The following is a 26891-nucleotide window of genomic DNA, read 5'->3' on the forward strand; positions in this document are numbered from 1 at the left end:
GGCCAGACTACCCGCCGAGCTTGGCGATGAGCCATTTCACGTCTGCCGGTGCGTGCGAGAAGTACGGGAGGATGTGGTTGGCGCCCGTGCGCCCCGGGATGCGTGGCAGGCGACGCGTCTGCAGGCTGACACCCCACTGCCGCGAGAGGCGCTCCACACTGCGGTAGGGGATGACGTCGTCGTTGAGCGCACCCCACAACCGCGTGGGCACCGCGAGCGGGCGTCGGTGCCCGAGGTCCATCTCGTCCAGGCGCGCCCCGGTGTGGGGCAGGCTCTCCAACAGGGCGGTCATGCGCACCCCGGAAGAGGTCCACTTCTCCGTCCTGGCCCAGCGCCCGCCGAGCGCGGCGCCGATGGCGCAGACGCGTCCGGCATCGCTCACCGCCGCGATCCCCTCCGGGCTCAGGTGGGTGACCAGTTCCCGGGCGATGTCGTCGCTCCACGCAACCAGGCCAGCCACCGCGTAGAGCGCCACCACCCCCACCAGCGAACCCTCCACGTGCGCGAGCACGGCGGCGAGGTCGGCCGGGGGCGCGCCCACGACGGCGGCGAGCGGCTGGAGCTCCGGGGTGTATTCGGGCCGTTCGAGCCAGGCGCCGATTGCCCCGCCCCCCTGGGAGTACCCCCACAAACCGAGGTTCTCGGTGCCCACACCGAGCTCCCCGGCCGCCCGCACCGCATCGGCGAGGGCGCGGGCCCCGGAGGCGTGGTCACAGTAAAGCTGGACGTTCTCCTGCGGGTCACGGGGGTAATCGGTAAGCACCACGTCCGCCCCCGCGGCGATGAGCAGGCTGATCACGGGCTGCTCGTAGGCGGCGATGGCGTCGAGGGGCCGGGTGCGCACGGCCAGGCCGACGGTGCAGGAGTAGGAGGGATCGCAGCGCGGCGCGACACCCTGGGTGGACGGGGCGAAGGCGACGGTGGGCCGCGGCCCCCTTCCCGCCCACGGGACCCGCGAGCGGATGACGGCGCCGGTGGCGGTGAGGCAGCGGTTGCGTGTCTCGGAGGTGGCGTAGGTGATGCGGTGCGCGACAGCCGGGTTGAGGCGGGTGCGCAGCCCAACGGGGGTGACCTCTGTGGCGTCGAGGAGCGTTCCCGGGGTGACGCCGGTGAGCCACGTCGAGGCACCGAAGTCGGGGTCCGTGCGGGGCGAGAAGTTCAACGCGTCCACGAGGTAGGGCGCGCTCGCGCGGGCGACAAAGGAGTACATCGCGCCCTCCGTCAGCGCGGCATGCGGCGCCAGATCGGGCGGGGCACGGCCCGCATGACCCAGGCCAGCAGCCGCAGCTGCCGGGGGATCCACACCGTGGCGCTCCCCTTCCGCACCGCAGCGGCGACGACCGCGTCCGCGACCGCGTCGGGGGTGACCGACATGATGGCCGGCTTCATCCCCTCCGTCATGGACCCGATGACGAATCCGGGACGCGCGGTGATGAGCTTGACGCCGGTGCCGTGGAGGCGGTCGGCGAGACCCTGGCAGAAGGCGTCGAGGCCCGCCTTGGTGGATCCGTAGACGTAGTTGGCCCGGCGCGCGCGCCACCCCGCGATGGAGGAGAACGCGAAAATCTCCCCGCGCTGCATCGTGTCCGCCAGTACCGTCAGGGCGTTGACCTGCGCGAGGTAGTCGATTGTCGCGATGCGCGCCGCCTCCCGCTCGTCGTGCTCCGCGAGCTCCTGGTCACCGAGCACCCCGAAAGCGACGACGGCGGTCGTGACATCCCCCGCCTCGGCGATCACGCGCCGGTGGGATTCAAGGTCGGCCGCCTCGAAGGCCACGCAGCGCGCTCCCGCGGCCCCGGCTTCCAGCATCCGCTTAGCGACGTCCCTCCCCCGCGCCGGGTCCCGCACCGCGAGCACCACCTCGCGCCCCGCGCACATCCGCAGCGCCACCTCGCCGCCGATGTCGCTGGTGCCGCCGAGGACGAGAAGGGTGCCGTTGGTCATGGCCCCAAGTGTATTGCAGTGAAGCGCCCCACCTCAGCGCAGGTGGCGGGGCGCGCTGTTGAGTCGCTGGGCACCGTCCGGGCCGAGCACGACGATGTCCTCGATGCGCATCCCCCACTTTCCGGGAACGTAGATTCCGGGCTCGATGGAAAACGCCATGCCCTCGCGCAACACCATCTCCTCACCGGGGGCGAGGAAGGGAGCCTCGTGGAGCGCGAGCCCGATGCCGTGGCCGAGCCGGTGCGTGAAGTACCCGCCGTATCCGGCGGACTCGATGACCCCCCGGGCCACCGCGTCGAGCTCGCCCGCCCGCATCCCGGGCCGCGCGGCGCGTACCGCCTCATCCTGTGCGCGCTGCAGAACGGAGTAGGCGCGGAGGAAGTCCGCATCCTCGGTTACCCCGACCTGGTAGGTACGGGTGCAGTCGGAATGGTAGCCGGCTCCCAGGCTGCCACCGATGTCCACGACCACCGGGTCCCCCGGGCGCAGTTCGCGGTCGGAATGCTCGTGGTGCGGGTTGGCCCCGTTGGGTCCCGAGCCGACAATGACGAAGTCAACGGTGTCGTGCCCGGCGAGGATGAGCTCTTCGATGTCGCGGGCGACCTCGTTCTCTGTCCGCCCGGGGGCAAGCAGGCCCGGGACCTGTGCGTGGACGCGGTCGATCGCGCTCGCCGCCTCGCGCAGCTGCCCGATCTCGGCGGGATCCTTCGCGGTGAGGACCCCCTCCAGGGCCGCGGCGGCCAGCACCGTCGGGCCCGCGTGCTCCTGCAGGCGCAGGACGTGGTCTGCCGTGAGCGAGGACCCTAGTCCCACCGGTCCCTCCCCCAGCACCGCGGCGACAAGCGCGTACGGGTTCTCGCCGTCGCGCCACCCGACGATGTCGACACCCGGCACGCTGACGCTGCCGGCATCGGTCGAGGGCACCACGAGCCTCGCCTGCCCACCGGGGCCCACCACGAGGGCGGTCAGGCGCTCGTGGGTGTCGGCCCACGAGCCGGTGAGGTACGCCAGTTCCGGTCCGGTCCCGATGACCACTCCGCCGAGGCGCTTGTCGACGACCGCCCGGCCCACCTCCCCGAGACGGCGGGCGTACACGTGGGCGGGGAAGGTAGTCGGTGCCATGCGCCCATGGTAGGTACTAGCTGCCGATCGCGACGACCCCGCGCCGGATCGCGTCGATCGCGCGGTTGGCGCTGCGGCGCACGTCGTCGGTGTAACCGGTCTTGGCCACCTGCTCCAGAAGGTCGATGACCTGGCGGCACCAGCGGACGAAGTCGCCCGGGGTGAGCTCGGCGCCGGACTCCGCGGCGGCGGCGAGGCTGTAACCGAGGGGCGCGCCCGCGGCCCACTGGTGGATCGAGAGGCTGAAACCCGGGTCGGGCAGGCGGGTGACGGTGAGGTGGTGGCGCTGTTCGTCAGAGGCGAGCTCGCCGTAGATGCGCATCGTGGCGTTCATGGCATCCGCCATGCGTTCCGTGGCGGCATCGGGGGAGCCGCCGGTGGCGCGGCGATTCTCGAACACGCACATGGAGGCGACGCCCGCGAGCTCCGCGGGGTCGAGGCCGTCCCACACCCCGCGTTTGAGGCACTGCGCGACGAGCAGGTCGGAGACGTTGTGGATGGCCGCGAGGCGCTCACCCTCCCCGGTGACAGCGGGCTCACCGTCCCGAAGCTCCACGTAGTCCATCTCCGTGAGCAACCCGATGATGCGCTCGAAGGTGCGCCCGAGCGAATCCGTCGAGGAGTCCACCCGCCGCTCGAGCGACGCGAGCTTGCGCTCCTCGCGCACCAGTTCCTCGCCCACGCGGGCGAGCAGCTCGCGGTCCGCGGCGGGCCAGGAGTGGACCGGGTGGTTGCGGATGGCCACACGCAGCGATGTGACCTTCTTCGACGGGCGGACGCGGGCCTGCTCACGCAGCTTCTTCGGTCCGTGGAAGGTGCCCCCGAGCAGCATGCTCACCACCTTGCGCGTGTGGCGGCGCGGTTGTTCCTGTATGTGGCGGGGGATCTTGATGCGTCCCACCACCACCGGCGGGTTGCGGAACGCTCCTGCGTCGATGCGTCCGGACCAGCCGCGCTCGGTGGTCACCCACGGGCGGGGGTCGTTCTTCCGGCCGGCCACCTGCACCACCGCAGCCAGCTCGGGCTTCTTCCTCCCCGGCAGCGCGATGACCTCGCCCACCTCCAGGCGGGCGAGAACCCGCCGGGCCTCGGTCACGCGGTCCTCCATTGCCTGCGCGCGGGCCTCGCGCTCGGCCTCGGTGAGGTCGCGGCGCAGGCGGAGGTATTCCACCAGCTCGGCTGCCGGGTCCTCGGCGGGCGGGGAAAAGGAGGAGATGTCCCGCTCGAGCTGCTGGCGGAGCTTGTCCACCCGGGCCTGGCGGCGCTCGATGTCGCGTACCTCACCGACGACCGAGCGGTCCGTCTGGAACTGGGCGAAGGACTGCTCGATAAGCCGGATCGACGCGTCGTAGCCGTTCATCTTGAGCATGTTGATTGCCATGTTGTAACCGGGCTGGAACGGCGATATGAGGGGGTAGGTCCGCGTCGACGCGAGTCCCGCGACCTCCCGGGGGTCCATCGCGGGCGCCCACTGGACCACGGCGTTGCCGAGGGTGTCGATTCCGCGGCGCCCCGCGCGCCCGGTGAGCTGGGTGTACTGGCCGGGAGTGAGATCGGCGTGCGTCTCCCCGTTGAACTTCACCAGCTTTTCCAGCACCACGGTGCGCGCCGGCATGTTGATACCCAGGGCCAGCGTTTCGGTGGCGAAAACGACGCGCACCAGGCCCTGCACAAAGAGCTCCTCCACGATGTGTTTGAACGCGGGGAGCAGTCCCGCGTGGTGCGCCGCAAACCCCCTGGTCCACGCCGTGCGCAGCTGCCCGAAGTTGAGGACCCGCAGATCCTCCTCCGGGATGTCTTTGACCCCCTCGTCGACGATGCGCCTGATTCTCTCCTGCTCCTCCGGGGTGGTCAGTTCCTTGCGCGAGCGCAGACACTGGAACAATGCGCCGTCGCAGCCGGCGCGGGAGAAGATGAAGACAATCGCGGGCAGCATCTCACGCCCCTGGAGAACCGACACCAGCTCGGGCCTGCCCACCGCCCGGGTCTTGTCGGCTCCGCGCTCGCGGCCGCTTCGCCGGCCGGCGGCGCGGGCACGGAACCCTCGGCCCTCCTCGTAATCGCGCCGGCCCTCCTCTGAACGACCCTCCTCGACGCGGGCGATTGCATGCTCGAGATCGCGGTTCACGCGGCCATCGGTTCCCGGCTCGAACAGCGGGAAGACTTTCCTCCCGACCATGACGTACTGGCTCAGTGGAACGGGGCGTTCCTCGGAGACGATGACTGTGGTTTCACCGCGAACCGCGCCCAGCCACTCCCCGAACTCCTCCGAGTTGGACACGGTGGCCGAAAGCCCGATCAGGGCGACGGAATCGTCGAGGTTGAGAATGACCTCCTCCCACACCGCGCCGCGGTCGCGGTCCGCGAGGTAGTGGATTTCGTCCATCACCACGTGGGAAAGGCGTTGGAGCTGGGGGGAATCCGCGTAAATCATGTTGCGCAGGACCTCGGTTGTCATCACCACAATCTCGGCCCCGGCGTTGATGCTGACATCGCCGGTGAGCAGCCCCACCGCGCCCTCACCGTGTTCCGCGGCGAGGTCGTGGTATTTCTGGTTGCTCAGCGCCTTGATGGGCGTGGTGTAGAAGCACTTCGTGCCGCGGCTCAGGGCGAGAGAGACCGCGAATTCCCCGACGATCGTCTTGCCCGAGCCGGTCGGGGCACACACGAGCACTCCCCTGCCCGCCTCCACCGCCTCACAGGCCTCCACCTGGAAGGGGTCGAGGGGGAACGGACGCGACGCGCGGAAGCTGTGGAGGTGCTCGGAAGCCATGCCCCTTAGAGTACGTCGCGGAAGTGATCCTCCGGCGGCGGGCCGGGCGCAGGCGTGGGCTGCACGGAGGGGGCGGGTGTGGTGCTCACTCCCACGGGTGCCGGGGAGTCGAGGGGCCCGGAGGACAGCACCGGGCCGGAGGACTCCTCGTCGTCGAGGTCCATCCACGCCGGCCGGGTGTGCGTCCTGCGCTTGTCGTTGATACGGCAGAACTGGAACGCGAGCTCCACCAGGAGCGTCATGGACAGGGCGAGCGCGATCATGGAGAAGGGGTCCTGCCCGGGGGTCATGAAGGCCGCGAAGATGAACAGGCCTACGGTGATCAGCCGGCGCTTGTCCTTCACATGCTCGTAGCGCAGGAGACCGACGAGGTTGAGCATCACGATGACCAGCGGCAGCTCGAAGCTCACACCGAAAATCGTGACCAGGGCGAGGAGGAAGCTGTAGTACTCGTGGCCGGTGAGCGCGGCGATCTGCACCTCGTCGCCAATGGACATAAGGACGTAGAGGCCCTTGTCCAGCACAAAGTAGGCCAGCACCGCCCCGGCGACGAAGAGGGTGACGGCTAAGCTGACGAAGGCGAAGGTGTAGCGCTTTTCGTTGCGTAGCAGCCCCGGGGTGATGAAGCCCCAGATCTGCCCGAGCCACACCGGCGAGGACAGCACAACACCGGCCAGCGCCCCCACCTTGAGGCGCAGCATGAACATCTCGAACGGCGTGGTGGCCAAGAGGCGGCACTGACCGTCACCCGTGAAGTCGGCTCTCAGGTCCGCCGGCAGGTTGCAGTAGGGCCCGCGGATGATCTCACCCAGCGGGGCGATGCCCCACGGGGCGCTCTGGTACCAGAGGAAGCCGATGACCGTGCCGACGAACGCGGCCGCCAGCGCGACGATGACGCGCCGGCGGAGCTCCGTGAGGTGCTCCACGAGGGACATGTACCCCTCGGGGTTGGAGCGGCGCTTCCTCCGCGGCTTCAGCGTGGGCATCTGTCTAGTTCTGCGGGCGCGGCTGGTTCTCGGGGCGATCCCAGAACCCGTCCTGGGGCTGGGCGACGCTCTGCGATTCGGGGGTCACGGTCCCGCGGGTGATCTCGGCGCGAGGCTCGGCGACGGGCTTGTCGTCGTTCTGCATCTCCTTGACCTCGGACTTGAAGATGCGCGCGGAGCGGCCCATGGAGCGGGCGAGATCGGGGAGCTTGTTCGCGCCGAACAGCAGCAGGATGATGACCAGGATGATGAGGATCTCGGACCAACCAAGATTCGGCATGGCGTTCCTTTCACAGGGGGTGTCGCGGTATCGGCTTATCTTAACCCCTCGCGCGCTGCGCGAGCCCGCCGGTCGATTTCGCCAGCGAGCTCTACGGGTTCGCGCAGGCGGACGCGGTCGGCCTGGCTGAGGCAGAAGCGAACGAGCCACTCCTCGCTGCCGTAGGGCATTTCCGCGCGCACCCATTCCCCCTCGCGGTCGAGGAGCTCGATCTCCCAGTAATCCACCAGCCAGGTGGCGTCCGTGTGGATCTCCAGGACCGCGCGGGCGGAATCGCCGAAACCGAAGGGATCGGACTCGCTGACGCGGACCGCCGACGGCTCCGCGGCTTCACGCGTGACCTCCGCGGTGCGCACGCGGTCGAGCCGGAAGTTCTTCTCCGTCCCGTCCTCCAACGCGCGCAGGTAGGTCTCCCCGTTGCGGTGGAACAGGGCGACAGGCGAAACGACACGCCGGGTGGTCGTGTCGGAGGAAGCCGAGTAGTAGACCAGCTGCACCCGCCGGCCCCGCGCGAGCGCGTCCGATACCGTCGCCATCGCGCCCGCCTCCTGCCCCACCGGGTGCGCGGCGTCGTCCACCCCGCGGCCGCGTGTCACCTCCCGCAGCTTCGCGGCGGCGGAGTTCACCGCCTCGTGGTCCACCAGCCCCGGCATGGTCTCCAGAGATTCGAGAGTGAGCAGCAGGGCGTTGGCCTCCGTGGGGGTCAGGCGCAGGGGTTTGTTCAGGCCCTGGTCGTCGATAAGCGTGATGCCGGTCCAGGACGCGACAAGGTCGATGAGCTCGCCGGGTCCGTTGCCCACGCCGGACAGGCTGAGGCGCGTCAGATCCGCCATGATGTCCTCGTGGCCGTAGCCGAGATCCCGCGCGATCTCCATCGGGGTGGCCCCGGGGTGCTGCCGCAGGTACGGAATGAGGTTCAGCGAGCGCACGAGGCCCTCGAGCTTGGCCGGGTTGTCCTTCACGCGCAGGCCTCCCCGAGAAGCTTCACGACGTCCCGCCTCACGTCCGCGGGCTCCACCGCGGTCACGTGCGGCGCCAGGCTGGCCAGGGTGCGCACGAGCCAGTCGCGCTCCACGCCGCGCAGGACGATGTCACCGCCATCGAGCTCGCCGCGCTCCGCCAGCTCGGCCCCGGCCCCGGTGGCGAGCGTCACGCGGGCATCGGTGACCGGCCCCCGCAGGGTCTCTTCAACGACCTCCTGCAGCGGGCGGTCAGGTCCGCGGTACGCCCCACCGGGCGCCTGGCGCACGTTGGCGACCCGCATCGCGCGGAACGCCCGCACCTCCTGCCTGTCAGTGTCGAAGCCGACCACGTACGCGCGGTTGTTGAGAGCGACGATCCCCCACGGGTCCATCGTCCGCTTCTTAGGCTCCGCCGTCGGTGAGGGCCGGTAATCGAAGGCCATGCGCCTCCGTCCCCGCACGCAGGCGGTGACGTTCTTCACGGTCTCCGCGTCGAGGCGCAGGACGTCGTTGTCCACCGACGCCAGTGCGGGGCTGTCGAACGTCCTCGTCGCGCCGGAAGCCGCGAGCTTTGTCCACCCGGAACGGGCGAAGGCGCCCAGGCTGCCCCGCCGCCCGAGGTCCCCCGCCAGGCCGAGCACGGTCGCCTCTTCGTCGGTGAATTCGATGGCGGGCAGTTCGTAGGCGTCCTTGTCCACCCACACCAGCCCGTTTTCCATGCGCGCCGGCACACCGGCGCGGCGGATCGTCTGCACGTCGCGGGTGAGCTGGCGCTGGAAAGCGTCGCGGGTGCGTGGCGCGTAGCCCGAGACGTGGCTGTACACCCAGTCGTAGTCGCGCGGGCGCTCCGCACCGAGGAGGGCGAAGGTGAGGTTGGTGAGCCGCTCGATGGCGGCTTTTTCTGTGTCTGCCACGCGCTTTCTCCCTCGGTAGTTGGTGCGGGCCTAGCTTAACCCGCGTTTTCGCGGACGTAGGCGATCAGATCGTCGACCCGCCCGTCGGTGGTGGCGAAGGGATCGAGCAAATCGACGGTCCGCGGCTCCGGCCGGTTGACCTTCAGGTGCACCCAGTCGATGCTGTGGGACGCCCCGGCCGCACGCACCTCCCGCACGAACTCCCCGCGCATCCGCGCCCGGGTCGTGGGCGGCGCGGTGTCGACGGCGGCGCGAATGGCCTCATCGCTCGTCCAGCGGGCGGCGGCGCCCTTGCGCTCCAGGAGGTGGAAGAGGCCGCGACCCCGGCGGATGTCGTGGTAGGCGAGGTCGATGTGGGCCAGCTTGGGGTGGTCCCACCCGCATCCGAGCTTGTCGCGGTACTGCTCGAGCAGGCGGCGCTTGATCATCCAGTCCACCTCGCGGTCGACGCCGGAGTGGTCGCCGCTTTCCAACGCGTCCAGGACGCGGCCCCACAGCTCGACCACGCGCTGCAGCTCGGCGTTGGGAGTGCCTTCGTCGGGGCGCTGGATCAACCACCTGCCAGCGGCCTGCCACGCCGCCCACTGGAGGTCCAGGGCCGAGGTGGAACCCCCGCCCTTCAGTGCGAGAGGGGCGCGGCCGGAATCATCGGCGGCGACGGTGCGGATGTCGGCGATGGGGTCGGCGAGTTCGAGGTCGGGCAGGTCGAAACCCGCCTCCAGCATCTCGAGCACCAGCAGAGTCGAGCCGATCTTGAGCGCGAAGGACGTCTCCGACATGTTGGAGTCCCCGACGATGACGTGCATCCTGCGGAAGCGGTGGGAATCCGCGTGCGGTTCGTCGCGGGTGTTGATGATCGGCCTCGTCCGCGTCGTCGCCGAGGACACTCCCTCCCACACCTGGTCGGCCCGTTGCGAGAGGAGGAACCGTCCGTCCCTGATCACCCCGGCGCCGCAGATCAGCTGGCGGGTGACCAGGAACGGCAGGAGCTGGCGCGAGAGGTCCTTCAGGATCAACTCGCGGCTGATCAGGTAGTTTTCGTGGGTGCCGTAGGAGTTTCCCCGGGAGTCGACGTTGTTCTTGAACAGGTAGACCTCGCCGCCGATGCCGTCGGCTTCCAGTGCCTCCTCCGCGCGCCGGGACAGGCCCTCGAAGATCAGCTCACCGGCTTTGTCGTAGGTGAGCAGCTGGGTCAGCGAGTCGCACTCGGCGGTCGCGTACTCGGGGTGCGCGCCGACGTCGAGGTAAAGCCGGGAACCGTTTTCCGTGAAGATGTTGGAGCTGCGGTGCTGCGCGACGACGGGCCGGAACAGGTAGCGCGCCACCTCCTCCGGGGTGAGCACCTGCTGGCCGTCACGGAAGGCGGTGACTCCGTACTCGGTCTCAACGCCCATGATGCGGCGCGGGAAAACGGTGGCCATCGCTGCCTACTCGCCGCCCTTTTGCACGTACGAGCGGACGAACTCCTCGGCATTGTTGTCCAGGAGGGAATCGATCTCGTCCAGGAGGTCGTCGGTGCCCGCCGTGTTGATCTGCGCCTGCCCCGCGCCGGTGTCCTCCGCGGGTTCCTCACCACCGCCGGATCCGTGAATCTGTTGTTGGTTGACCATGGTCCAACCCTATAACAGCGCGGCAAGCAGCTCGTCGACGCTGCCGCTGCGTTCCAGAATCTCCCCCACCGCTGCCTCGGTGAACCCGTCGACCGCGTCGATCTCCACGCGCCGCGGCCCCGCCGATGACCTGAGCACCACGGCCTGCCAGTTCGAGGCGAGCACGTCCTCGGGGAACTTCCTGCTCAGCGCCCCGCGGAACCAGGCCCGCGAGTCCGAGGGAGGGTTGTCGGCGGCGGCGGCAACCTCCTCCGCTACCGCCAGCGTGCGCATGCTCCCCTTGCGCACGAGGGCGTGGTAGAGCGACCGTTCCGGGTCGATGTCCGCGTACTGCAGGTCGATCGCCTTCAGCTTCGGATCCGCGATGTCCACGCCGCGCGCAAGGAACCCGCGGATCAGTGCCCACTTGGCGGTCCAGTCCAGCCGGTCGGCCGTGGAGAGCGGGTCGCGTTCGAGGTCGTCGAGGATCTCCCCCCACAGTTCCAGCACCCGCTTGTCGACGCCATCTTCGGCGCGGCACCGTTTTCTGTACTCGCGCAGGATCTTGGTGGCGCGCAGGCGGCGGCCGCCGGCAAGCGAGAGCTCGTGCGTGCAGCCCGGGTCGTGCGAGACCCGCTGGATCTCCGCGACCGGGTCGGCCAGGCGCAGGTCCCGGAAGTCGGTGCCCGCCTCGATGGCGTCGAGGACGAGCTTGGTCATGCCGAGCTTGAGGAAGTTCGGGTACTGGCCCATGTTGGCGTCGCCGACGATGACATGCAGGCGGCGGAACTCGCGCTCGTCCGCGTGCGGCTCGTCACGGGTGTTGACGATGCCGCGGTTGAGCGTCGTTTCCAGGCTGATCTCCTGCTCGATGTAGTCGGCGCGCTGCGAAATCTGGAAGCCGTCACGCTCCCCCTCCTGCCCGATGCCGACTCGGCCGGCGCCGATGATTACCTGGCGGGTGACGAAGAACGGGATGAGCGCCTGGGCGAGCGCGGGAAAGTCGGTGTGGCGTGAGTACTGGTAGTTCTCGTGCGAGCCGTAGGAGGCGCCCTTGCCGTCGACGTTGTTCTTGTAGAACTTCAGCGGGGGGCACGGGGCCTTGTCCTTGAGCACGCTCACCCCTTCCCCGTGCAACCGCGCGATGTTTTCGGCCGCGCGGCCCAGGACGATGTCCCCGGCGGCATCGTAGACCATGGCGTCCCACGCGTTGGAGACCTCCGGGCTGGAGTATTCGGGGTGGGCATGGTCGACGTAGAAGCGGGCGCCGTTGGAGGTGACCACGTTGGCCACCCCGATCGCGTTCGCATCCACGACGGGGACCGTGTGGTAGCGCTTCAGGTCGAAGCCCCGCGTGTCCTTCAGGGGGTGCTCGTCCTCGTAGTCCCACCGCGCCCGGGCACCGGTGTGCATCGCGGCGTAGGCCACAACGGCGTGGGTGGAGGTGACGATCGGGCTCAGGCTCGGATCCCCCGGGCAGGTGATGCCGTACTCCGTCTCGGTTCCCATGTAGCGCGTCATGCGCCCCAGGGTACTTTCGCCAGGAAGCGCTCGTGCACCGCGGTGTCGCCCGTCAGCTCCGGGTGGAAGCTCACCGCCAGCGCCGTGGGCGTCTCCACCCCGACCACCGCGTCGCCGCGGCGGGCGATCACCTCCACTCCCCCGCCCACCGAGACCACCTCGGGGGCGCGGATGAACGCTCCCTCGACCGGGCCGAAATCCGTCTCGACCCGCTCGACTGCGCTGTTTACCTGGGGGCCGAAGGAGTTGCGCCTCACGGCCATGTCCACAACGCCGAGCGAACCCTGACCCGGGGCGGGGTCCTCGATCCGGGCGGCGAGGGTGATCAGTCCGGCACAGGTGCCCAGAACTGGGAGGCCGCCGGTCAGGGCGTCGCGGAGAGCGTCGAAAAGCGAGAAGGTGCGGAGAAGCCTGTCGATGGTGGATGACTCCCCGCCCGGAATCACGATGCCGTCGAGCCCCTCGAGGTGGGCCGGGCGGCGTACCGGTGTCACGGAGGTACCGAGTGACGCCAGCATGCCGGTGTGCTCGCGCACCCCGCCCTGGAGCGCGAGCACACCAATGCGCGGGGCTACCATCCGCGCTCGGCGAGGCGGTGCGGGGCGGGCAGGTCCGCCACGTTGATCCCCACCATCGCCTCACCCAGGCCGCGGGAGGCCTCCGTGACGGTTTCGATGTCATCGTAGGCGGCGGTTGCCTTCACGATCGCCGATGCACGCGCCGCGGGGTCGCCCGACTTGAAGATTCCCGAGCCCACGAACACTCCGTCCGCGCCGAGCCGCATCATCAACGCCGCGTCCGCGGGGGTGGCCACCCCACCGGCGGTGAAGAGCACAACCGGCAGCTCGCCGTGCTCGGCGACCCAGGCAACCAGGTCGTAGGGTGCGCGCAGTTCCTTGGCGGCCACATAAAGCTCGTCGCGGTTCGCTTCCCACAGCGCGTGGAGACCCGCAATTTCCGCCGTGATGGTGCGCATGTGCTTGGTCGCCTCAGACACGTCGCCCGTGCCGGCCTCCCCCTTCGAGCGGATCATCGCGGCTCCCTCGTTGATCCGGCGCAGAGCCTCTCCAAGATTCGTTGCGCCGCAAACGAAGGGAACCGTGAACTCACGTTTGTCGATGTGATTGACGTAGTCGGCCGGGCTCAGCACCTCGGACTCGTCGATGTAGTCGACGCCCAGGTGCTCCAGGATGCGGGCCTCGACGCTGTGCCCGATGCGCGCCTTCGCCATCACCGGGATGTCAACTGCGTCGATGATGCCCTCGATCAGGTCCGGGTCGGACATGCGGGCCACGCCGCCCTGCGCACGGATGTCCGCCGGAACGCGTTCCAACGCCATGACGGCGACCGCCCCCGCATCCTCGGCGATGCGCGCCTGCTCCGGGGTCACGACATCCATGATCACCCCGCCCTTGAGCATCTGGGCGAGTCCGGACTTTACGGTATGTGTGTTGTCAGCCATGGGGTCCATCCAACCGCTCGAACTGGTAAATTCCCAGGGCCAGTTTGCGGCTATTATTTTGGACCAGTCATGTTCACCGTAGATCGCCTCCTCCCCACCCCGCTGCCGGTCCAGATCGCCGCGGGCATGCGCGAACTCGTTTCCACCGGCCGCCTGGCCGCCGGGGACCGGGTCCCGTCGACCCGCGACCTCGCCGCGCGCCTGGGGGTCTCCCGCGGAAGCGTCGTCTCCGCCTACGATCAGCTTCTCTCCGAGGGGTTCCTTCTGTCCTCGCAGGGTGCCCCGACCATCATCCACCCTGAGCTTGTTGCCGGCCCCCGCCTCCCGACGCCCCGCCCACGCACCACCGGCCCGCGGCCGGCACGGGGCCCGGCGCGCATCTCCCTGAAGCCGTCCTCCGCAAACGCCGGGACCATCCGGCCCGCGGCCTGGCGACGGGCGTGGCGGGTGGCTGCGGCGGAGCCGGCATCCGGAGTGGACAAGTCCGGCGAGCCGGCTCTGCGCCATGCGATTGCCGATCACCTTCGACTCTCCCGCGGCCTCGCCGTGGACCCGGATGATGTCCTGGTCACCGGCGGTTCCCGGGAGGGGTTGCTGCTGATCCTGATGGCTCTCGGCCACGGTCTGCGCGTTGGTGTCGAGGACCCTGGGCATCCCGGGTTGTGCAGCGTCATTCCGTTGGCGGGCCATTCGGCGGTGACATGTGGGACGGACGAGATGGGTGTGGTGGTGGCGGAGCTCCCTGAAGACCTCGACGCGCTTCTTGTCACCCCCTCCCATCTCTACCCCCTCGGCGGGCCGATGCCGGCGCCACGCCGATCGGCCCTGATCGAATGGGCCGCCGGGTCTGGCACAGTTCTCATCGAGGACGACTTCAATGCTGAGCTGCGCTACCGGGTTTCCCCGCAGCCCACGCTGTCGACCGTCGCGGGTGAGGCCGCCGTGGTCACCCTCGGGACGTTTTCGACCCTGCTGAGCCGTCAGCTCGCCGCGGGGTACGTGGTTGCGGACGCCGACACCATTGACATGCTGAGGGAGACCCGGGAGCTCCTGGGTATGCCGGTCTCCGCGGTTACGCAGCGGGCAATTGCCCACCTGCTCGCGGGTGGGTACGTTCGCCGCAACACCAGATCTGTTCACAGTCAGCTCCTCCGCAGGCGCGAAGTGATTCGGGAAAGGGTGCTTCCTGCGCTTCTCACCGCAGGGGCGACGGTGCTCGGGGCCTCCGAGGGGGTTGGCGCAGATGTCGCCATCGCTTTTACCGGAGCGGGCGAGAAAGCCCGGTTTGAGCGATTTCTCGCAAGTTGCGGGTTGATCTGCTCCTCCCTGCCAGCACGGGGGACCGGGCGGGAAGAAGGCTTCATTTTAAGCTTCGCCCATCTCAAAGACGAGGAATTTACCTGTGCTGTCGATTTGCTGTGCACCATCTCTACGCGGTGAATTCCGCGAGGGTCATTGCCTCATCATCACGGACCGGAAGCCCGTGGTCGTGGCTGACGTAACGGGTTCCGTCCGGATAGAGGAAGTGGACGTCGCCCCACTCCTTCAGGATCCTTACGTACCCGTCACTCACGAGTGAGTGGCAGGCGGAGCAGAGGGGCAGGAGATTATCAAGGTCGGTCGGCCCCCCGTCAACCCAGTCGGTGATGTGGTGCATTTCCATGAACCGGCTGTGGGTGCACCCGGGCATCGCGCACGTACCGCGCCACATCACCATGAGCGCGTTAACTTGGGCGTCGCTGGCGAGCCGGAACTTCCTGCCGGTGTTAAGAATGAGGCCTTTTTCATCGACTCGGTTGATTCTGTACTCAGCGCCGTCCAGAAAGTTTTTCACCGCGTCCGATGGTGCGCCCGGGTTGTTTGGCAGGTAGGCCCTCCCGTCGGCTGTCATCACCACATTCACGTGCGCGCCGGGCGATCGCAGCGCGTTCCTGGGCTTGGTCAGCGCGATGTTCACAAGCCCCATGAACGAGCTGAGCAGCGCCTCCCCGAGCGGCAGACCGTACCCGGACGAGCCCGAAGACACTCTTTCCCGGCGCGCGAATTCCGCCTCCACGCGTGTTTCCTCCACTCGGCCGTCTTCCCCGACCAGGTTTTCCAGCTCGGTGTCGTACCAGGCCAACTCCCCCACCTTCATGGCCGCCATGACGCGTGCCCCCTCCGCGGGGTTGAATTCAGCCCAGAGCCCAACCCGGCCGTCACGCCGTGTCGAGAGCCTCACATATGATGACCGGCGAGGGTCCTCCTTACTGGAGCGAAACCTCAGTAGCGCCAATTCCAGCTCGTGGTAGGTCATGGTGCATGCGAGCTCAACCAGCTCCGCCTCGTTCGCGGTGGTCAGATGCGGCAGAATTAGCCGAACCCGTGAGTAATTGGTCCGTCCCGCCAAGAAGGCATCGGCCATTAACGTGAACTGCAGCATGGCGCGCGCGACCTTGACGTATTCGTGGGCTGTGGAGTTGGGGATCGCCAACTTTCCAATCATCCACATGGCGGTGGAACTTGATCCGAGCCCGGGTGCGAGCGCAAGGGCGTCGAAAAGCGCAATAGCGTGAAGTATTTGGGCCTTTTTCCTGGAGAACGTCCCGAAGCCGTCGACGATGGTCGAAACCAGGTCGCTGGGTGTGGCCTCGTCTAGATCGTCAAGTCTTTCGTCAATGGCGGTCGTCACTCTATCCCCCTAAAGCGTGCGGTCCCCGAAACCAGTTTTGCTTTCGAACATAAATCTACCCGATGTTCGATGAAGGGTCAATACCCGCGCTTGTTACATGCGGAAACTGCTCATTTTTGAGCCGACACTAGAACATATGCGCGCAATCGGCTCGGGGTAAGATGCAGTCACCGAGTCCGCATTGCGGACTTTCCGGCACCACCCGCACCCGGTTCACCACCGGGTCACCGAGTCCGCATTGCGGACTCCCGACGCCCCTACCCCACGATCTTGGCCGACACGACCCGGCGCCCGTGGTGGCCGGTGATCCGCGCCCACTCATCCGGATTCGCGGTGTTCGGCAGATCCTCGCTTTCGTCCTGCTCCGCCCGCACGGCAGCTCGCAGGTGAGTCGCGCTCACGCCGCTTGTCGACGCCCCCGAAATGTGGTCCTTGATCGCGAGCTTTTTTGCGCGGTCGACGATGTTGGCGATCATCGCGCCGGAAACGAAGTCGCTGTAGTAGAGGATCTGGGTGGTGCCGTCGGAAAGCTCGAGGCGCACGTACGGGCGGGGCGTGAACAGGGCATCGGTCGCGGCGTCGATGAGCGCGGCGACGGGCTCAGCGTGCGGGATGCGCTCCGTGATGTAGCGGGTGAAGATGTCGGTGGCCTCCTCGCGGGTGGGGCGCGAGACGCGGATCTTGATGTCCAGGCGGCCCGGGCGAAGGATCGCGGGGTCGATGAGTTCCTCGCGGTTGGTGGCGCCGATGACGATGACGTTGGCGATGTCCTCCACCCCGTCAATTTCGGTGAGCAGCTGGGGCACGACGGTGGTCTCCATGTCGGAGGAAACACCGGAGCCGCGGGTGCGGAAGATGGATTCCATCTCGTCGAAGAAAATGATCACCGGCCTCCCGTCGGAGGCGAGCTCCCGGGCGCGTTCGAAGATCAGGCGGATGCGGCGCTCCGTCTCGCCGACGAATTTGTTCAGAAGCTCAGGGCCCTTGACGTTGATGAAGTGCGCGGTGGATCCGTCACCGATGCGGGCGGACAGCGAATTCGCGACAGCCTTGGCGATGAGGGTCTTGCCACACCCGGGCGGGCCGTACAGCAGCACTCCCTTCGGCGGATGGAGGTCGTACGCGCGGTACAGCTCCGGGTGTGCGAAGGGCAGCTCGACGGAGTCCTGGATGGTCTCGATCTGGCTGGATAACCCGCCGATGTCGCGGTACGTCACATCCGGGACCTCTTCCAGCGAGAGCTGGTTGACCTCCGTTTTGGCCACGCGTTCGTAGGCGTAACCCACGCGCGTGTCGCAGATGACGGTGTCCCCGGCCCGGGCGGCGCTGCGAAGCGGCTCCGCGAGGTGGACCAGCGACTCGGTGCCCTGCTGGTCGGCCACCACGGCGCGGCCCGCCCCGATGTTCTCGACGACCGTGGCGAGCTGACCCGTGTCCTCGAACCCGCACACCTCGACGATGACCGTGCCGTCGCCCAGGCGAACCAGGGCACCGGGCTTCAGTGCACTCGGTTCCACGTTCGGCGATACCTTGACGCGCATGCGCCGCCCGGAGGTGTGGACTTCAGCATCGAGGCCGCGCCCGCCGCTACCGAGGTAGATGCCGTAGGTGGAGGCGGGCTCCTCCAGCTCCTCGAGCTGGGCGTAGAGGTCGGTCAGCTTGTCGCGGCTGGCCTTCAGGAGCTCGGCGAGCTTCTTGTTCCGCGAACCGAGAGCCTGGTTCTCACGCTTGAGTTCGCGCACTTCCGGGCCGAAGGCATCATCCTGGATCATGGGTCCAGCCTAGCGACGCGCCTTTCGCTGCGGGCGCGGTGGCGTGACACCGTCAGCGAGGCGGCGGGTCCACACGAGAAACGCCGTGTGGGCGTTCATCCGGTGCTCCGGGCGGGTTGCCAGCCCATCAACCTTCCATTCGCGCAGGAGCGTCTCCCACGCGCGGGGCTCGGTGAAGCACTTGGCCTCGCGAATGCCCTCCATGATGTTCATCAGCTGGGGCACGGTGGCGACGTAGGTCATGAACACCCCGCCCGGGATGAGCAGGTTTTTCACGGTGTCGATGAAGTGCCACGGCTCCACCATGTCCAGGATCAGCCTGTCAACGGGCCCGCCCAGGTCCTCCTGCGTCACCGCGCCGAAGTCCCCGAGCCGGGGGCTCCACCACTCCGGTTCCGACCCGAAGTAGTCACGGACGTTGTTGCGGGCGTACTCGAGGTGGTCGTCGCGGATCTCGTAGGAGAACACGTGGCCCTCCGGCCCGACTGCGCGCAGCAGGGACATGGACAGGGCACCCGAGCCCGCGCCGGCCTCGAGGACACGCGCGCCCATGAAGATGTCGCCCTCGACGAGGATCTGTGCGGCATCCTTCGGGTAAATCACGGCGGCGCCGCGCGGCATCGACAGGACGTGGTCCACGAGCAGGTGCCGGAAGCAGAGGTAGTCCGCTCCCAGGGTCGACTTCACCACCGAGCCCTCGTCCGAGCCGATGACGTCGTCGTGGTAGACGATGCCCTTGTGGGAGTGGAACTGCCCACCCGGCACGAGCTCGATGGTGAAGTGGCGGCGTTTGGCGTCGGTGAGCTGCACCTTGTCGCCAGCCTGGAACGGACCGGAATACATGAGACCTCCTGTTGTCTGTGCCGCCCAAGTATGCCCCACCGGCGGGCGGGCTCAGTACTCGCCGCGGTAGAAGGACGCGAGCGCCGTGGTGAACCACTCCATGTCGCGCACGCCGCACAGCTCACGCGCGGAGTGCATGGACAGCAGCGGAACGCCCACGTCGACGGTGGGAATACCCAGCCGCGTCGCGGAGATCGGCCCGATTGTGCTCCCGCAGGGAACGTCGTTGTTGCCCACGAAGGTCTGCACCGGAACCCCCACGGCGCGGCACGCGCGGATCCACTCCGCCTCCGTAACGGCGTCCGAGGCGTAGCGCTGGTTCGCGTTGACCTTCAACACCGGGCCACCGTTGATCACGGGGCGGTGGGTCGGGTCATGCTTTCCCGGGTAGTTCGGGTGGACGGAGTGGGCAGCGTCGGCGGAGACGCACAGGGAGCCCGCGAAGACCTCGGCCGGATCCCCGAGCTGCGTCGCGAGCGACGTGAGGACCCGCTCGAGCAGCGGGCCCGCGGCGCCGGTCGGGGTGGCGGAGCCGATTTCCTCGTGGTTGAACGCCGCCAGTACCAGCACGTCGCGCGCCACGTCCTTCGCCTCAAGTAGCGCGCTTAACGACGCCCACACGCTGCTCAGGTTGTCCAGCCGGCCCGCCGCCAGCATGTCACCCAGCAACTCCCCGCGCTGCGTGTCGGCGGAGATCAGCTCGTGGGCCAGGATTCGCCCGGGCTCGACTCCGGCGGCATGGGCGAGGACGGCGGAGAACGGCTTGGCTCCCCCGAGGACGGGCTGGGTGTGCGCCTGTCTCTCCACGGTCGGTGCATCACTGCGGTAGAGGTGGATCGCCAGGTTGGGCACGCGCGCAACGGGCCCCGTGTTCACGAGGCGCACCGTGCCGTCGTCGAGCACCACGCGGCCGGCGAAGGTGAGGTCGCGGTCCAGCCACGTCTGGAGGATCGGCCCGCCGTAGACCTCCACCGCGATCTGCTGGAACCCCTCGCGCTCGATGTCCGGCAGTGGCTTCACGGCGAGGCCGGGTGAGTCGGTGTGCGAACCGACGATGCGGAACCGGGGCCGCGGGTTCTCCGGCACCCACCACGCGATAACGGCGCCCCCGTCCACCAGGACGTGCCCGCCGGGGCTGGCCGTGGAGGTGTGCTGGAAGGAGGCGTCGAGAAGCGTGCTTTCGACGTTTTCCGCGGCGTGGAACGGGCTGGGGCTCGCGGCGATGAAGGAGATGAAGTCCTCGGGTGTCATGCCCCCACTCTATGATGTGGGGCACGATGACTCCACGACCTCTCGCCCTCTCCCCCTCCCGCGCGTCCGACTACAAGCAGTGCCCCCTGCTCTACCGTTTCCGTGCGATCGACAGGCTGCCCGAAGAAAAGACGGAGGCCCAGGTCAAGGGCACCCTCGTGCACGCCGTGCTGGAGGAGATGCACGGTTGGCCGCGCGAGGAACGTACGTACCCGGCCGCCGTCAAGCGCATCCGGCCGGCGTGGGAGAAGATGCTTGATGACGACCCCACCGTCGCGGAGCCGATCACCAGCACCGATCAGCTTTTCGTCGATGCGCGGACCCTGATTCGCGGTTACTTCGAGATGGAGAACCCCCTCGGCTTCGACTCGACCGAGCAGGAGATGTACGTCGACGCCGTACTGCCCAACGGGGTTCCCGTGCGTGGATTCATTGACCGCGTGGACGTCGCACCCACCGGTGAGATCCGGGTGGTTGACTACAAGACCGGCAAGAAGCCGCTGCCCCGCTACTCGGGGGATGCGCAGTTCCAGATGCGCTTCTACGCGCTGGTGTACTGGCGCCTCTTCGGGGAGATCCCCCATCAGCTGCGGCTTATGTACCTCAAAGTCATCGATTCGATGTTCCTGGCCCCGTCCAGGGAGGAGCTGGAGTACTTCGAGCGGGATCTCGGCGACCTCTGGGCGAAGATCGAGGGCGACGGGAAGGCCGGCACCTTCCGGCCGCAGAAGTCCAAGCTCTGCGGCTGGTGCTCCTTCCAGGAGCTGTGCCCGGCCTGGGGCGGGACCCCGCCGCCGTACCCCGGGTGGCCCGGGTCTGTGGCGGACTATAACGTGGACGCGTGACCAACCCACCCCTTCGTGCCCTTGATGTGCGCGACCTCGAAGTCGGGCGCAAAGGCACGCCTGTGCTGCGCGGGCTGAACTGCACCCTCGAACCCGGCACCATCACCGGACTCATCGGCCCGTCCGGGTGCGGAAAGTCCACGTTCATGCGCGCGATTATGGGTGTGCAGCGCATCACGGGCGGCTCCATCTCCGTCCTCGGCCGGCCCGCCGGGGACCCGGAGCTGCGCCAGGAGGTGGCGTTCACGAGCCAGTCCCTGTCGATCTACAGGGAAATATCCGTCCTTGACAACGTCCGGTACTTCGGCCGCCTCGTCGGTGCCGGTGAGGACGAGGCCCGCCTGGCGTGCGAGAGGGTCCAGCTCGGCGACTATCTGGACCGCCCCGTCTCGCAGTTGTCGGGTGGCCAGGCCGGGCGGGCATCCCTCGCCTGCGCACTCGTGGGCAATCCGCGGTTCCTTGTTCTCGACGAGCCTACGGTCGGGCTCGATCCGCTTACCCGCGCCGCGCTCTGGGACCTCTTCCGCAATCTTTCCGGGGGCGGGGTCACGTTGCTCATTTCAAGCCACGTCATGGATGAGGCCCTGCGGTGCGGGTCCACCCTGGTCATGCGCGAAGGCCGGTTCCTCGCCCACGAACCGATCACGGAGACGATGCGGAGGACGGGTACGGCCACCCCGGAGGAAGCGCTGGTGGCGCTCATCAAGGAGGACCAATGAAGAAAACAGCAACAGTGAAGCGGATTCTCGCGCAGCTGAAAAACGACCCCCGAACCGTCGCCCTGATACTCCTGGTCCCGGCTTTCCTATTGAGCCTGCTCTACTTCGTCTTCATGGACGCGCCCGTGGCTCCGGGGCAACGGCCCGTGTTCGACCGGATTGGGCCCCTGATGCTCGCAATCCTTCCCCTCATCCTCATGTCCATCGTCACCTCTGTTGTCATGCTGAGAGAGCGGGGTTCCGGAACCCTCGAGAGAATCTTCACCACCCCGATTACACGCCTCAACCTTCTCCTCTCCTACGCAGCCGTCTTCGGCGCGCTGGCGGTCATCCAGTCCCTCATCCTTTCCGCGCTTCTGTTCTGGGCCTTTGATGTGAGCGTGGTGGGGCACTGGTCCGTTCTGGTTCTCCTTGCTTTTCTCTCCGCTCTTATCGGGATTGCCTTCGGGCTGCTGGCCTCGGCGTTTGCCCGCAACGAGTTCCAGGCTGTGCAGCTGATGCCCGTCTTTGTGGCCCCGCAGATCTTTCTCTGCGGGCTCTTCGTGCCCACGGAAAACATGCCCAAAGTGCTCGACGTTATTTCGGCGTGGCTGCCGATGACCTGGGCGGTCGACGTCGCGCTGGAGACGCTGCGCTCCCCTGAAGTCAGCTCGGGTAGCTGGTGGCGCATCGGGGCCCTGGGGGTGGCCGTGGTGGTGGCGCTGATCGCCGCGGCCGCGTCGATGCCCCGGAAGACCGCCTAGAACAGGCCCGTCACCACGCCCTTCTCGTCCACGTCGATGTTGTTCGCCGCGGGCTTCTTCGGCAGGCCCGGCATGGTCATGACATCACCGGTGAGGGCGAGGACGAACCCCGCGCCGGTGCGGGGGATCAGGTTGCGCACGTGGAGTGTGTGGCCGGTCGGCGCACCGAGCTGCGAGGGCTCGTCCGAGAACGAGTACTGCGTCTTGGAGACGCACACGGGCAGGGTGTCAAAGCCGTTGGCTTTCAGAGTCTCAAGGTCGCGCAGAGCCCCCACCGAGTACTGCACGCCCTCGGCGCGGTAGACCTCCCGCGCAATCGTCTCCAACGCGTTCTCGATGCCCTCGGCGGGGTCGTAGAGCGGCCGCGAGGTCCCCTCGGACAGGGTTTCCATGACGGTGCGGGCGAGGTCGAGGGCCCCGGCGCCTCCCCTGGCCCAGACCTCGCACTCCTCCACCCTGATCCCGCGCTCGGCCGCCCAGTCCCGGACGAACTGCCGCTCTGCATCAGTGTCCGAGGTGAAGAGGTTGATGGCCACAACGGGAGTTACGCCGAACTTGGCGACGTTTTCCACGTGACGTTCCAGGTTCACGATCCCGGCCCGGACGGCGTCGACGTTTTCCTCCGTGAGCCTGTCCTTGGGCACGCCGCCGTTGTACTTCATGGAGCGGATGGTGGCGACGATGACCGCCCCGGCGACGTCGAGGTCGCCGTAGCGGGCCTTGATGTCGAAGAATTTCTCCGCGCCGAGGTCGGAACCGAAGCCCGCCTCGGTGAGGACGATGTCGGCGAAGTTGAGGGCCGTGCGGGTCGCGATCAGCGTGTTGCAACCGTGGGCGATGTTGGCGAACGGCCCGCCGTGGATGAACGCGGGGGTCCCTCCGAGGGTCTGCACGAGGTTGGGGTTGATCGCGGCCTTGAGAAGGGCGGTCATCGCGCCCTCGGCGTGCAGGTCGCCGGCGGTTACTGGGCGCTTGTCGTAGGTCAGGCCGATGGTGATGGCCGCCAGGCGCCGCTTCAGGTCGGCGAGGTCGGATGCGAGGCCGAGGATGGCCATAATCTCCGATGCCGCGGTGATGGTGAACCCGGTCTCGGTGGGGACACCGTTGGCGGGGCCGCCGAGGCTGGTGACCACACCGCGCAGGGAACGGTCGTTGACGTCGAGGCAGCGCTGCCACGTGACGCGGCGGGGGTCGATGCCCAGCTGGTTTCCCTGCTGGATGTGGTTGTCGATGAGGGCGGCGAGCGTATTGTTCGCCGAGGTGATTGCGTGGAAATCGCCGGTGAAGTGGAGGTTGATGTTCTCCATGGGCACCACCTGCGAATACCCGCCGCCGGCGGCACCTCCCTTGATGCCCATCACGGGGCCGAGGGAGGGTTCGCGCAACGCCACCATAGCGTTGTTTCCCAGCTTCGCGAGGGCGTCGGTGAGCCCGATGAGGACTGTGGACTTCCCCTCCCCCGCCGGCGTCGGAGAGACGCCGGTGACGAGGACGAGCTTTCCGGGGCTGGCCGGGGACAGCTTGGTCGTGTCCACCTTGGCCATGTACCTGCCGTAGGGAATGAGGGCGTCATCCGGGACCCCCGCCCGGGCCGCGATGTCGGTGATGGGTTCGAGCGTGTGGGCCTGGGCGATCTCTACGTCGGTAGTCATGGCCCTAGACTACAACGGCTCCGATCAGGTAGGAGATGATTACGGAAAGGGCGACGCACACCGTGCCGGGCACGATGAACGGGTGGTCGAAGACGTACTTGCCGATGCGTGTCGAACCGGTGTCGTCCATCTCCACGGCCGCGAGCAGCGTCGGGTAGGTCGGGAGGATGAACAGGGCGGACACCGCGGGGAAGGCCGCGAGCGCGGTGAGGGGGCTGACACCGATCGCGAGGGCTGCCGGGATGAGCGCCTTGGCGGTCGCGGCCTGCGAGTAGAGCAGCGCCGCGGCGAAGAACAGGACCACCGCGAGCATCCACGGCTGGGCCTGCAGGACGTTGCCGGCGATGGACTGGATGTCGTTGATGTAGTGGTTGATGAAGGTCGTGCCCAGCCAGGCCACGCCGAGGACGCACACGGATGCCGACATTCCCGAGCGGAACACCTGGGTGTTGAGGATCTCTGCGGACTTGCTGCGGGTGACCAGAACGATGATGGCCGCCGCCGCCAGCATGATGGCCATGATGGCCTCGTTGCGGGGCACGGTCGGGTTCTTGATCAGGCCGATCTGGTCGGAGATGATCGTGGCGTAAACCATGACGACGACGATCGCGGCGAGGAAGATGCCGACGGAAGCCTTCGCACCCTTCGGGGCGGAGTACTCGGCGGCCGGGGTCGGGTGGGACACCAGGCCGTGCTCAACGCGGTCGCGGTAGACGGGATCGTCCTTAAGGTCCTTGCCCAGCCGGTTGGCCAGCCAGGCCGTGGGGAAAATGGCGAGGAAGGTCGCCGGGATCATGACTCCCAGCAGCTGCAGATACCCGACGCCAAGGGGCTCGAGAGCGGATGCCATGAACACGACAGCCGCGGAAATTGGCGAGGCGACGATCGCCATCTGGGAGGCGATGACGGCCACGGAAAGCGGCCGCGAGGGTCGGACGTTGCCCTCCTTGGCCACCTCCACGATGACGGGGAGGGTGGAGAAGGAGGTGTGGCCCGTGCCGGCCAGGACGGTCATCAGCCAGGTGACGATGGGCGCGTAGAGGGTGATCCGCTTCGGGTTGCTGCGCAGGACGCGCTCGGCGAGGTGGACCAGGTAGTCCATGCCCCCGGCGAGCTGCATCGCCGAGATGGCGGCGATGACGCACATGATGATGCCGATGACGTCGAAGGGGATGTCCTTGGCGGTGACGTTCATGCCCGTCAGGCCAAGAAGAATGACCCCAAGGCCACCGGCGAAACCGATGGCGATGGAGCCCATTCTTGCGCCGAGGACAATGGCGCCAAAGAGGATGATGAGATGGAGTGCTAACAGCATTGGAGTGTCTCCCGATTGGTGGGACAAGTGATACTTATCAGTATCCTTCACCCGCCTGCTGCCGGCAAACGGAGACCTCCCTAGCTTTCGTCCTCATCGAGGTAGAGCTTGCCCCGGAATTCGGGGTGCATGAGGTTTTCCTTGCTGAAGGCGCGGTCGAGCTCCTCCTGGCTCATCAGGCCGCGTTCCAGTACCAGCTCACGGACGCTGCGGCCGGTGGCCGCAGCCTCCTTGCCGATGACATCGCCGTTGTGGTGCCCGATGTAGGGGTTCAGGTAGGTGATGATGCCGATGGAGCTGGTGACGTAATTCTCACACACCTCGCGGTTGGCGGTGATTCCGGTCACGCACTTCTCGCGCAGGGTCTGCGCGGCATTGCGCAGGAGGGAGATGGAGCCGAACAGGGCTTCACCGATGACTGGCTCCATGACGTTGAGCTGGAGCTGGCCGGCCTCGGAGGCCATGGAGACGGTGACGTCGTTGCCGATCACCTTGAAGCACACCTGGTTGACCACCTCGGGGATGACCGGGTTGACTTTCGCCGGCATGATGGAGGATCCGGCCTGGCGCTCGGGGAGGTTGATCTCGTTCAGGCCGGCGCGCGGGCCTGAGGACAGCAGGCGCAGGTCGTTGCAGATCTTGGAGAGCTTCATCGCGGCGCGCTTGATGGCGGAGTGCATCATGACGTACCCGCCGGTGTCAGAGGTCGCCTCGATGAGGTCCGGAGAGGCCTGGATGTCGAGGCCCGTGACCTCGCGCAGCGCCGCGACGATCTGGTCGCGGTAACCCGTCGGGGTGTTGATGCCGGTGCCGATCGCGGTGGCGCCCAGGTTGACCTCGAGGAGGGCCTCGGCGGCCGTCTGAATGGTGCGCTGCTCCTCGGCGAGATTTGCCCCGAAGGCGGTGAACTCCTGGCCCAGGGTCATCGGGACGGCGTCCTGCAGCTGGGTACGGCCCATCTTGATGATGTCCTGGAACTCGTCGCCCTTGGCGCGGAACGCCTTCTGCAGCTCATCGAGTTCCTTCAGCAGACCCTGCACGGAGTAGTACACGCCGAGGCGGAAGCCGGTCGGGTACGCGTCGTTGGTGGACTGGGACATGTTGACATCGTCGTTCGGGTTGATGACGTCGTAGTCGCCCTTCTCCTTGCCCAGGTGCTCCAGGGCGAGGTTGGCGACCACCTCGTTGGTGTTCATGTTCACGGACGTGCCGGCGCCGCCCTGGAAGACGTCGACCGGGAACTGGTCCATGCAGCGACCTTCCTCGAGGACCTGGTCGCACGCCCACATGATGGCGTCGGCCTTGGACTTCGGGAGGGTGTGGAGGCGGCGGTTGGCCATCGCGGTGGCCTTCTTGACCTGCACCATGCCGCGGATGAAGTCGGGCAGGTCATTGATGGTGGAGCTCGAGATGTGGAAGTTGTCCATCGCGCGCATCGTGTGTACGCCGTAGTACACGTCAGCGGGGACTTCCATCGTGCCAAGCAGGTCTACTTCTTTGCGGGTATCCATGTGCGCCATCATACGC

General features: G+C 67.6%; 24 protein-coding genes. 4 read left to right on the forward strand and 20 right to left on the reverse strand.

Annotated elements, in window-relative coordinates; translation table 11 throughout:
- Positions 1–7: 7 nt before the first annotated feature.
- The 13 genes from B3611_RS02820 to pdxS are packed head-to-tail and all read right to left on the reverse strand — an operon-like array spanning position 8 to position 13553.
- On the reverse strand, positions 8–1210 hold the full coding sequence (locus B3611_RS02820; protein ID WP_291313557.1) for a lipase family protein: 1203 nt from the start codon (positions 1208–1210) through the stop codon (positions 8–10).
- 11 nt (positions 1211–1221) lie between these two features.
- Positions 1222–1944: an SDR family NAD(P)-dependent oxidoreductase gene (locus B3611_RS02825; RefSeq protein ID WP_291313558.1), complete on the reverse strand. Its 723-nt coding sequence runs from the start codon at positions 1942–1944 to the stop codon at positions 1222–1224.
- Positions 1945–1977: 33 nt separating this feature from the next.
- Entirely contained in the window at positions 1978–3066 is a 1089-nt protein-coding gene (locus B3611_RS02830) for a M24 family metallopeptidase (RefSeq protein WP_291313559.1), read from the reverse strand.
- Positions 3067–3082: 16 nt separating this feature from the next.
- Positions 3083–5839, reverse strand: coding sequence for a DEAD/DEAH box helicase (locus B3611_RS02835; RefSeq protein WP_291313560.1), 2757 nt, complete (start codon positions 5837–5839; stop codon positions 3083–3085).
- A 5-nt stretch (positions 5840–5844) separates the two neighbouring features.
- Positions 5845–6825, reverse strand: coding sequence for a twin-arginine translocase subunit TatC (gene tatC / locus B3611_RS02840; protein ID WP_291313561.1), 981 nt, complete (start codon positions 6823–6825; stop codon positions 5845–5847).
- 4 nt (positions 6826–6829) lie between these two features.
- Positions 6830–7105 carry a Sec-independent protein translocase subunit TatA gene (gene tatA, locus B3611_RS02845; protein WP_291313562.1) on the reverse strand — a complete coding sequence of 92 codons (276 nt, stop codon included), beginning with the start codon at positions 7103–7105 and terminating at the stop codon, positions 6830–6832.
- A gap of 35 nt (positions 7106–7140) precedes the next feature.
- Positions 7141–8067, reverse strand: a complete 927-nt coding sequence (locus B3611_RS02850; protein WP_291313563.1) for a helix-turn-helix transcriptional regulator — start codon at positions 8065–8067, stop codon at positions 7141–7143.
- Complete coding sequence (locus B3611_RS02855) at positions 8064–8981, reverse strand: helix-turn-helix transcriptional regulator (protein WP_291313564.1); 918 nt, start codon at positions 8979–8981, stop codon at positions 8064–8066. The genes B3611_RS02850 and B3611_RS02855 overlap by 4 nt, the downstream gene beginning before the upstream one ends.
- Before the next feature lie 35 nt (positions 8982–9016).
- Complete coding sequence (pafA, locus tag B3611_RS02860) at positions 9017–10402, reverse strand: Pup--protein ligase (RefSeq protein WP_291313565.1); 1386 nt, start codon at positions 10400–10402, stop codon at positions 9017–9019.
- Between the two features lie 6 nt (positions 10403–10408).
- Positions 10409–10591: a ubiquitin-like protein Pup gene (locus B3611_RS02865; protein WP_291313566.1), complete on the reverse strand. Its 183-nt coding sequence runs from the start codon at positions 10589–10591 to the stop codon at positions 10409–10411.
- 9 nt (positions 10592–10600) lie between these two features.
- Complete coding sequence (gene dop, locus B3611_RS02870; RefSeq protein ID WP_291313567.1) at positions 10601–12091, reverse strand: depupylase/deamidase Dop; 1491 nt, start codon at positions 12089–12091, stop codon at positions 10601–10603.
- On the reverse strand, positions 12088–12669 hold the full coding sequence (gene pdxT, locus B3611_RS02875) for a pyridoxal 5'-phosphate synthase glutaminase subunit PdxT (RefSeq protein ID WP_291313568.1): 582 nt from the start codon (positions 12667–12669) through the stop codon (positions 12088–12090). Before pdxT ends, dop begins: the two co-directional genes overlap by 4 nt.
- On the reverse strand, positions 12663–13553 hold the full coding sequence (gene pdxS / locus B3611_RS02880) for a pyridoxal 5'-phosphate synthase lyase subunit PdxS (RefSeq protein WP_291313569.1): 891 nt from the start codon (positions 13551–13553) through the stop codon (positions 12663–12665). Before pdxS ends, pdxT begins: the two co-directional genes overlap by 7 nt.
- Positions 13554–13622: 69 nt before the next feature.
- Between pdxS and B3611_RS02885 the strand changes: the two genes are divergently transcribed.
- Positions 13623–14993, forward strand: a complete 1371-nt coding sequence (locus B3611_RS02885) for a PLP-dependent aminotransferase family protein (protein WP_291313570.1) — start codon at positions 13623–13625, stop codon at positions 14991–14993.
- Here the strand turns inward: B3611_RS02885 and B3611_RS02890 are convergent.
- From B3611_RS02890 to B3611_RS02905, 4 genes are all read right to left on the reverse strand, one after another.
- Entirely contained in the window at positions 14983–16224 is a 1242-nt protein-coding gene (locus B3611_RS02890) for an HNH endonuclease signature motif containing protein (RefSeq protein WP_291313571.1), read from the reverse strand. The genes B3611_RS02885 and B3611_RS02890 overlap by 11 nt on opposite strands.
- 257 nt (positions 16225–16481) lie before the next feature.
- Entirely contained in the window at positions 16482–17996 is a 1515-nt protein-coding gene (gene arc / locus B3611_RS02895; RefSeq protein ID WP_291313572.1) for a proteasome ATPase, read from the reverse strand.
- 9 nt (positions 17997–18005) lie between these two features.
- A complete protein-coding gene (locus B3611_RS02900; protein WP_291313573.1) occupies positions 18006–18839 on the reverse strand; it encodes a tRNA (adenine-N1)-methyltransferase in 834 nt (277 codons plus the stop codon).
- Between the two features lie 51 nt (positions 18840–18890).
- Positions 18891–20090 carry a M18 family aminopeptidase gene (locus B3611_RS02905; RefSeq protein WP_291313574.1) on the reverse strand — a complete coding sequence of 400 codons (1200 nt, stop codon included), beginning with the start codon at positions 20088–20090 and terminating at the stop codon, positions 18891–18893.
- A 26-nt stretch (positions 20091–20116) separates the two neighbouring features.
- Here B3611_RS02905 and B3611_RS02910 point away from each other — a divergent pair, with 26 nt between their 5' ends.
- Genes B3611_RS02910 through B3611_RS02920 form a run of 3 tightly spaced genes read left to right on the forward strand, consistent with a single transcriptional unit; the run spans position 20117 to position 22397 of the window.
- Positions 20117–20935, forward strand: a complete 819-nt coding sequence (locus B3611_RS02910) for a RecB family exonuclease (protein ID WP_291313575.1) — start codon at positions 20117–20119, stop codon at positions 20933–20935.
- The gene (locus tag B3611_RS02915) at positions 20932–21654 is read left to right on the forward strand and encodes an ABC transporter ATP-binding protein (RefSeq protein WP_291313576.1); all 723 of its coding nucleotides are present in this window, start codon (positions 20932–20934) and stop codon (positions 21652–21654) included. Before B3611_RS02910 ends, B3611_RS02915 begins: the two co-directional genes overlap by 4 nt.
- Complete coding sequence (locus B3611_RS02920) at positions 21651–22397, forward strand: ABC transporter permease (protein ID WP_291313577.1); 747 nt, start codon at positions 21651–21653, stop codon at positions 22395–22397. Before B3611_RS02915 ends, B3611_RS02920 begins: the two co-directional genes overlap by 4 nt.
- Here the strand turns inward: B3611_RS02920 and B3611_RS02925 are convergent.
- The 3 genes from B3611_RS02925 to aspA all read right to left on the reverse strand — a co-directional run bounded on the left by B3611_RS02925 (position 22394) and on the right by aspA (position 26875).
- The gene (locus B3611_RS02925; RefSeq protein WP_291313578.1) at positions 22394–24049 is read right to left on the reverse strand and encodes a formate--tetrahydrofolate ligase; all 1656 of its coding nucleotides are present in this window, start codon (positions 24047–24049) and stop codon (positions 22394–22396) included. The genes B3611_RS02920 and B3611_RS02925 overlap by 4 nt on opposite strands.
- Positions 24050–24053: 4 nt before the next feature.
- Complete coding sequence (locus B3611_RS02930; protein ID WP_291313579.1) at positions 24054–25364, reverse strand: anaerobic C4-dicarboxylate transporter; 1311 nt, start codon at positions 25362–25364, stop codon at positions 24054–24056.
- 80 nt (positions 25365–25444) lie between these two features.
- Positions 25445–26875: an aspartate ammonia-lyase gene (aspA, locus tag B3611_RS02935; protein ID WP_291313580.1), complete on the reverse strand. Its 1431-nt coding sequence runs from the start codon at positions 26873–26875 to the stop codon at positions 25445–25447.
- Between the last annotated feature and the right edge of the window lie 16 nt (positions 26876–26891).

The organism is Corynebacterium sp. UBA2622 (assembly GCF_002339505.1).
Lineage (GTDB): Bacteria > Actinomycetota > Actinomycetes > Mycobacteriales > Mycobacteriaceae > Corynebacterium.

Excerpts from the sequence above, each read along its gene's own strand:
- B3611_RS02820 (WP_291313557.1), bottom strand. The coding sequence starts at position 1,210 with ATGTACTCCTTTGTCGCCCGCGCGAGCGCGCCCTACCTCGTGGACGCG.
- B3611_RS02825 (WP_291313558.1), bottom strand. The coding sequence starts at position 1,944 with ATGACCAACGGCACCCTTCTCGTCCTCGGCGGCACCAGCGACATCGGC.
- B3611_RS02830 (WP_291313559.1), bottom strand. The coding sequence starts at position 3,066 with ATGGCACCGACTACCTTCCCCGCCCACGTGTACGCCCGCCGTCTCGGG.
- B3611_RS02835 (WP_291313560.1), bottom strand. The coding sequence starts at position 5,839 with ATGGCTTCCGAGCACCTCCACAGCTTCCGCGCGTCGCGTCCGTTCCCC.
- tatC (WP_291313561.1), bottom strand. The coding sequence starts at position 6,825 with ATGCCCACGCTGAAGCCGCGGAGGAAGCGCCGCTCCAACCCCGAGGGG.
- tatA (WP_291313562.1), bottom strand. The coding sequence starts at position 7,105 with ATGCCGAATCTTGGTTGGTCCGAGATCCTCATCATCCTGGTCATCATC.
- pafA (WP_291313565.1), bottom strand. The coding sequence starts at position 10,402 with ATGGCCACCGTTTTCCCGCGCCGCATCATGGGCGTTGAGACCGAGTAC.
- B3611_RS02865 (WP_291313566.1), bottom strand. The coding sequence starts at position 10,591 with ATGGTCAACCAACAACAGATTCACGGATCCGGCGGTGGTGAGGAACCC.
- dop (WP_291313567.1), bottom strand. The coding sequence starts at position 12,091 with ATGACGCGCTACATGGGAACCGAGACGGAGTACGGCATCACCTGCCCG.
- pdxT (WP_291313568.1), bottom strand. The coding sequence starts at position 12,669 with ATGGTAGCCCCGCGCATTGGTGTGCTCGCGCTCCAGGGCGGGGTGCGC.
- pdxS (WP_291313569.1), bottom strand. The coding sequence starts at position 13,553 with ATGGCTGACAACACACATACCGTAAAGTCCGGACTCGCCCAGATGCTC.
- B3611_RS02885 (WP_291313570.1), top strand. The coding sequence starts at position 13,623 with ATGTTCACCGTAGATCGCCTCCTCCCCACCCCGCTGCCGGTCCAGATC.
- arc (WP_291313572.1), bottom strand. The coding sequence starts at position 17,996 with ATGATCCAGGATGATGCCTTCGGCCCGGAAGTGCGCGAACTCAAGCGT.
- B3611_RS02900 (WP_291313573.1), bottom strand. The coding sequence starts at position 18,839 with ATGTATTCCGGTCCGTTCCAGGCTGGCGACAAGGTGCAGCTCACCGAC.
- B3611_RS02905 (WP_291313574.1), bottom strand. The coding sequence starts at position 20,090 with ATGACACCCGAGGACTTCATCTCCTTCATCGCCGCGAGCCCCAGCCCG.
- B3611_RS02910 (WP_291313575.1), top strand. The coding sequence starts at position 20,117 with ATGACTCCACGACCTCTCGCCCTCTCCCCCTCCCGCGCGTCCGACTAC.
- B3611_RS02920 (WP_291313577.1), top strand. The coding sequence starts at position 21,651 with ATGAAGAAAACAGCAACAGTGAAGCGGATTCTCGCGCAGCTGAAAAAC.
- B3611_RS02925 (WP_291313578.1), bottom strand. The coding sequence starts at position 24,049 with ATGACTACCGACGTAGAGATCGCCCAGGCCCACACGCTCGAACCCATC.
- B3611_RS02930 (WP_291313579.1), bottom strand. The coding sequence starts at position 25,364 with ATGCTGTTAGCACTCCATCTCATCATCCTCTTTGGCGCCATTGTCCTC.
- aspA (WP_291313580.1), bottom strand. The coding sequence starts at position 26,875 with ATGGATACCCGCAAAGAAGTAGACCTGCTTGGCACGATGGAAGTCCCC.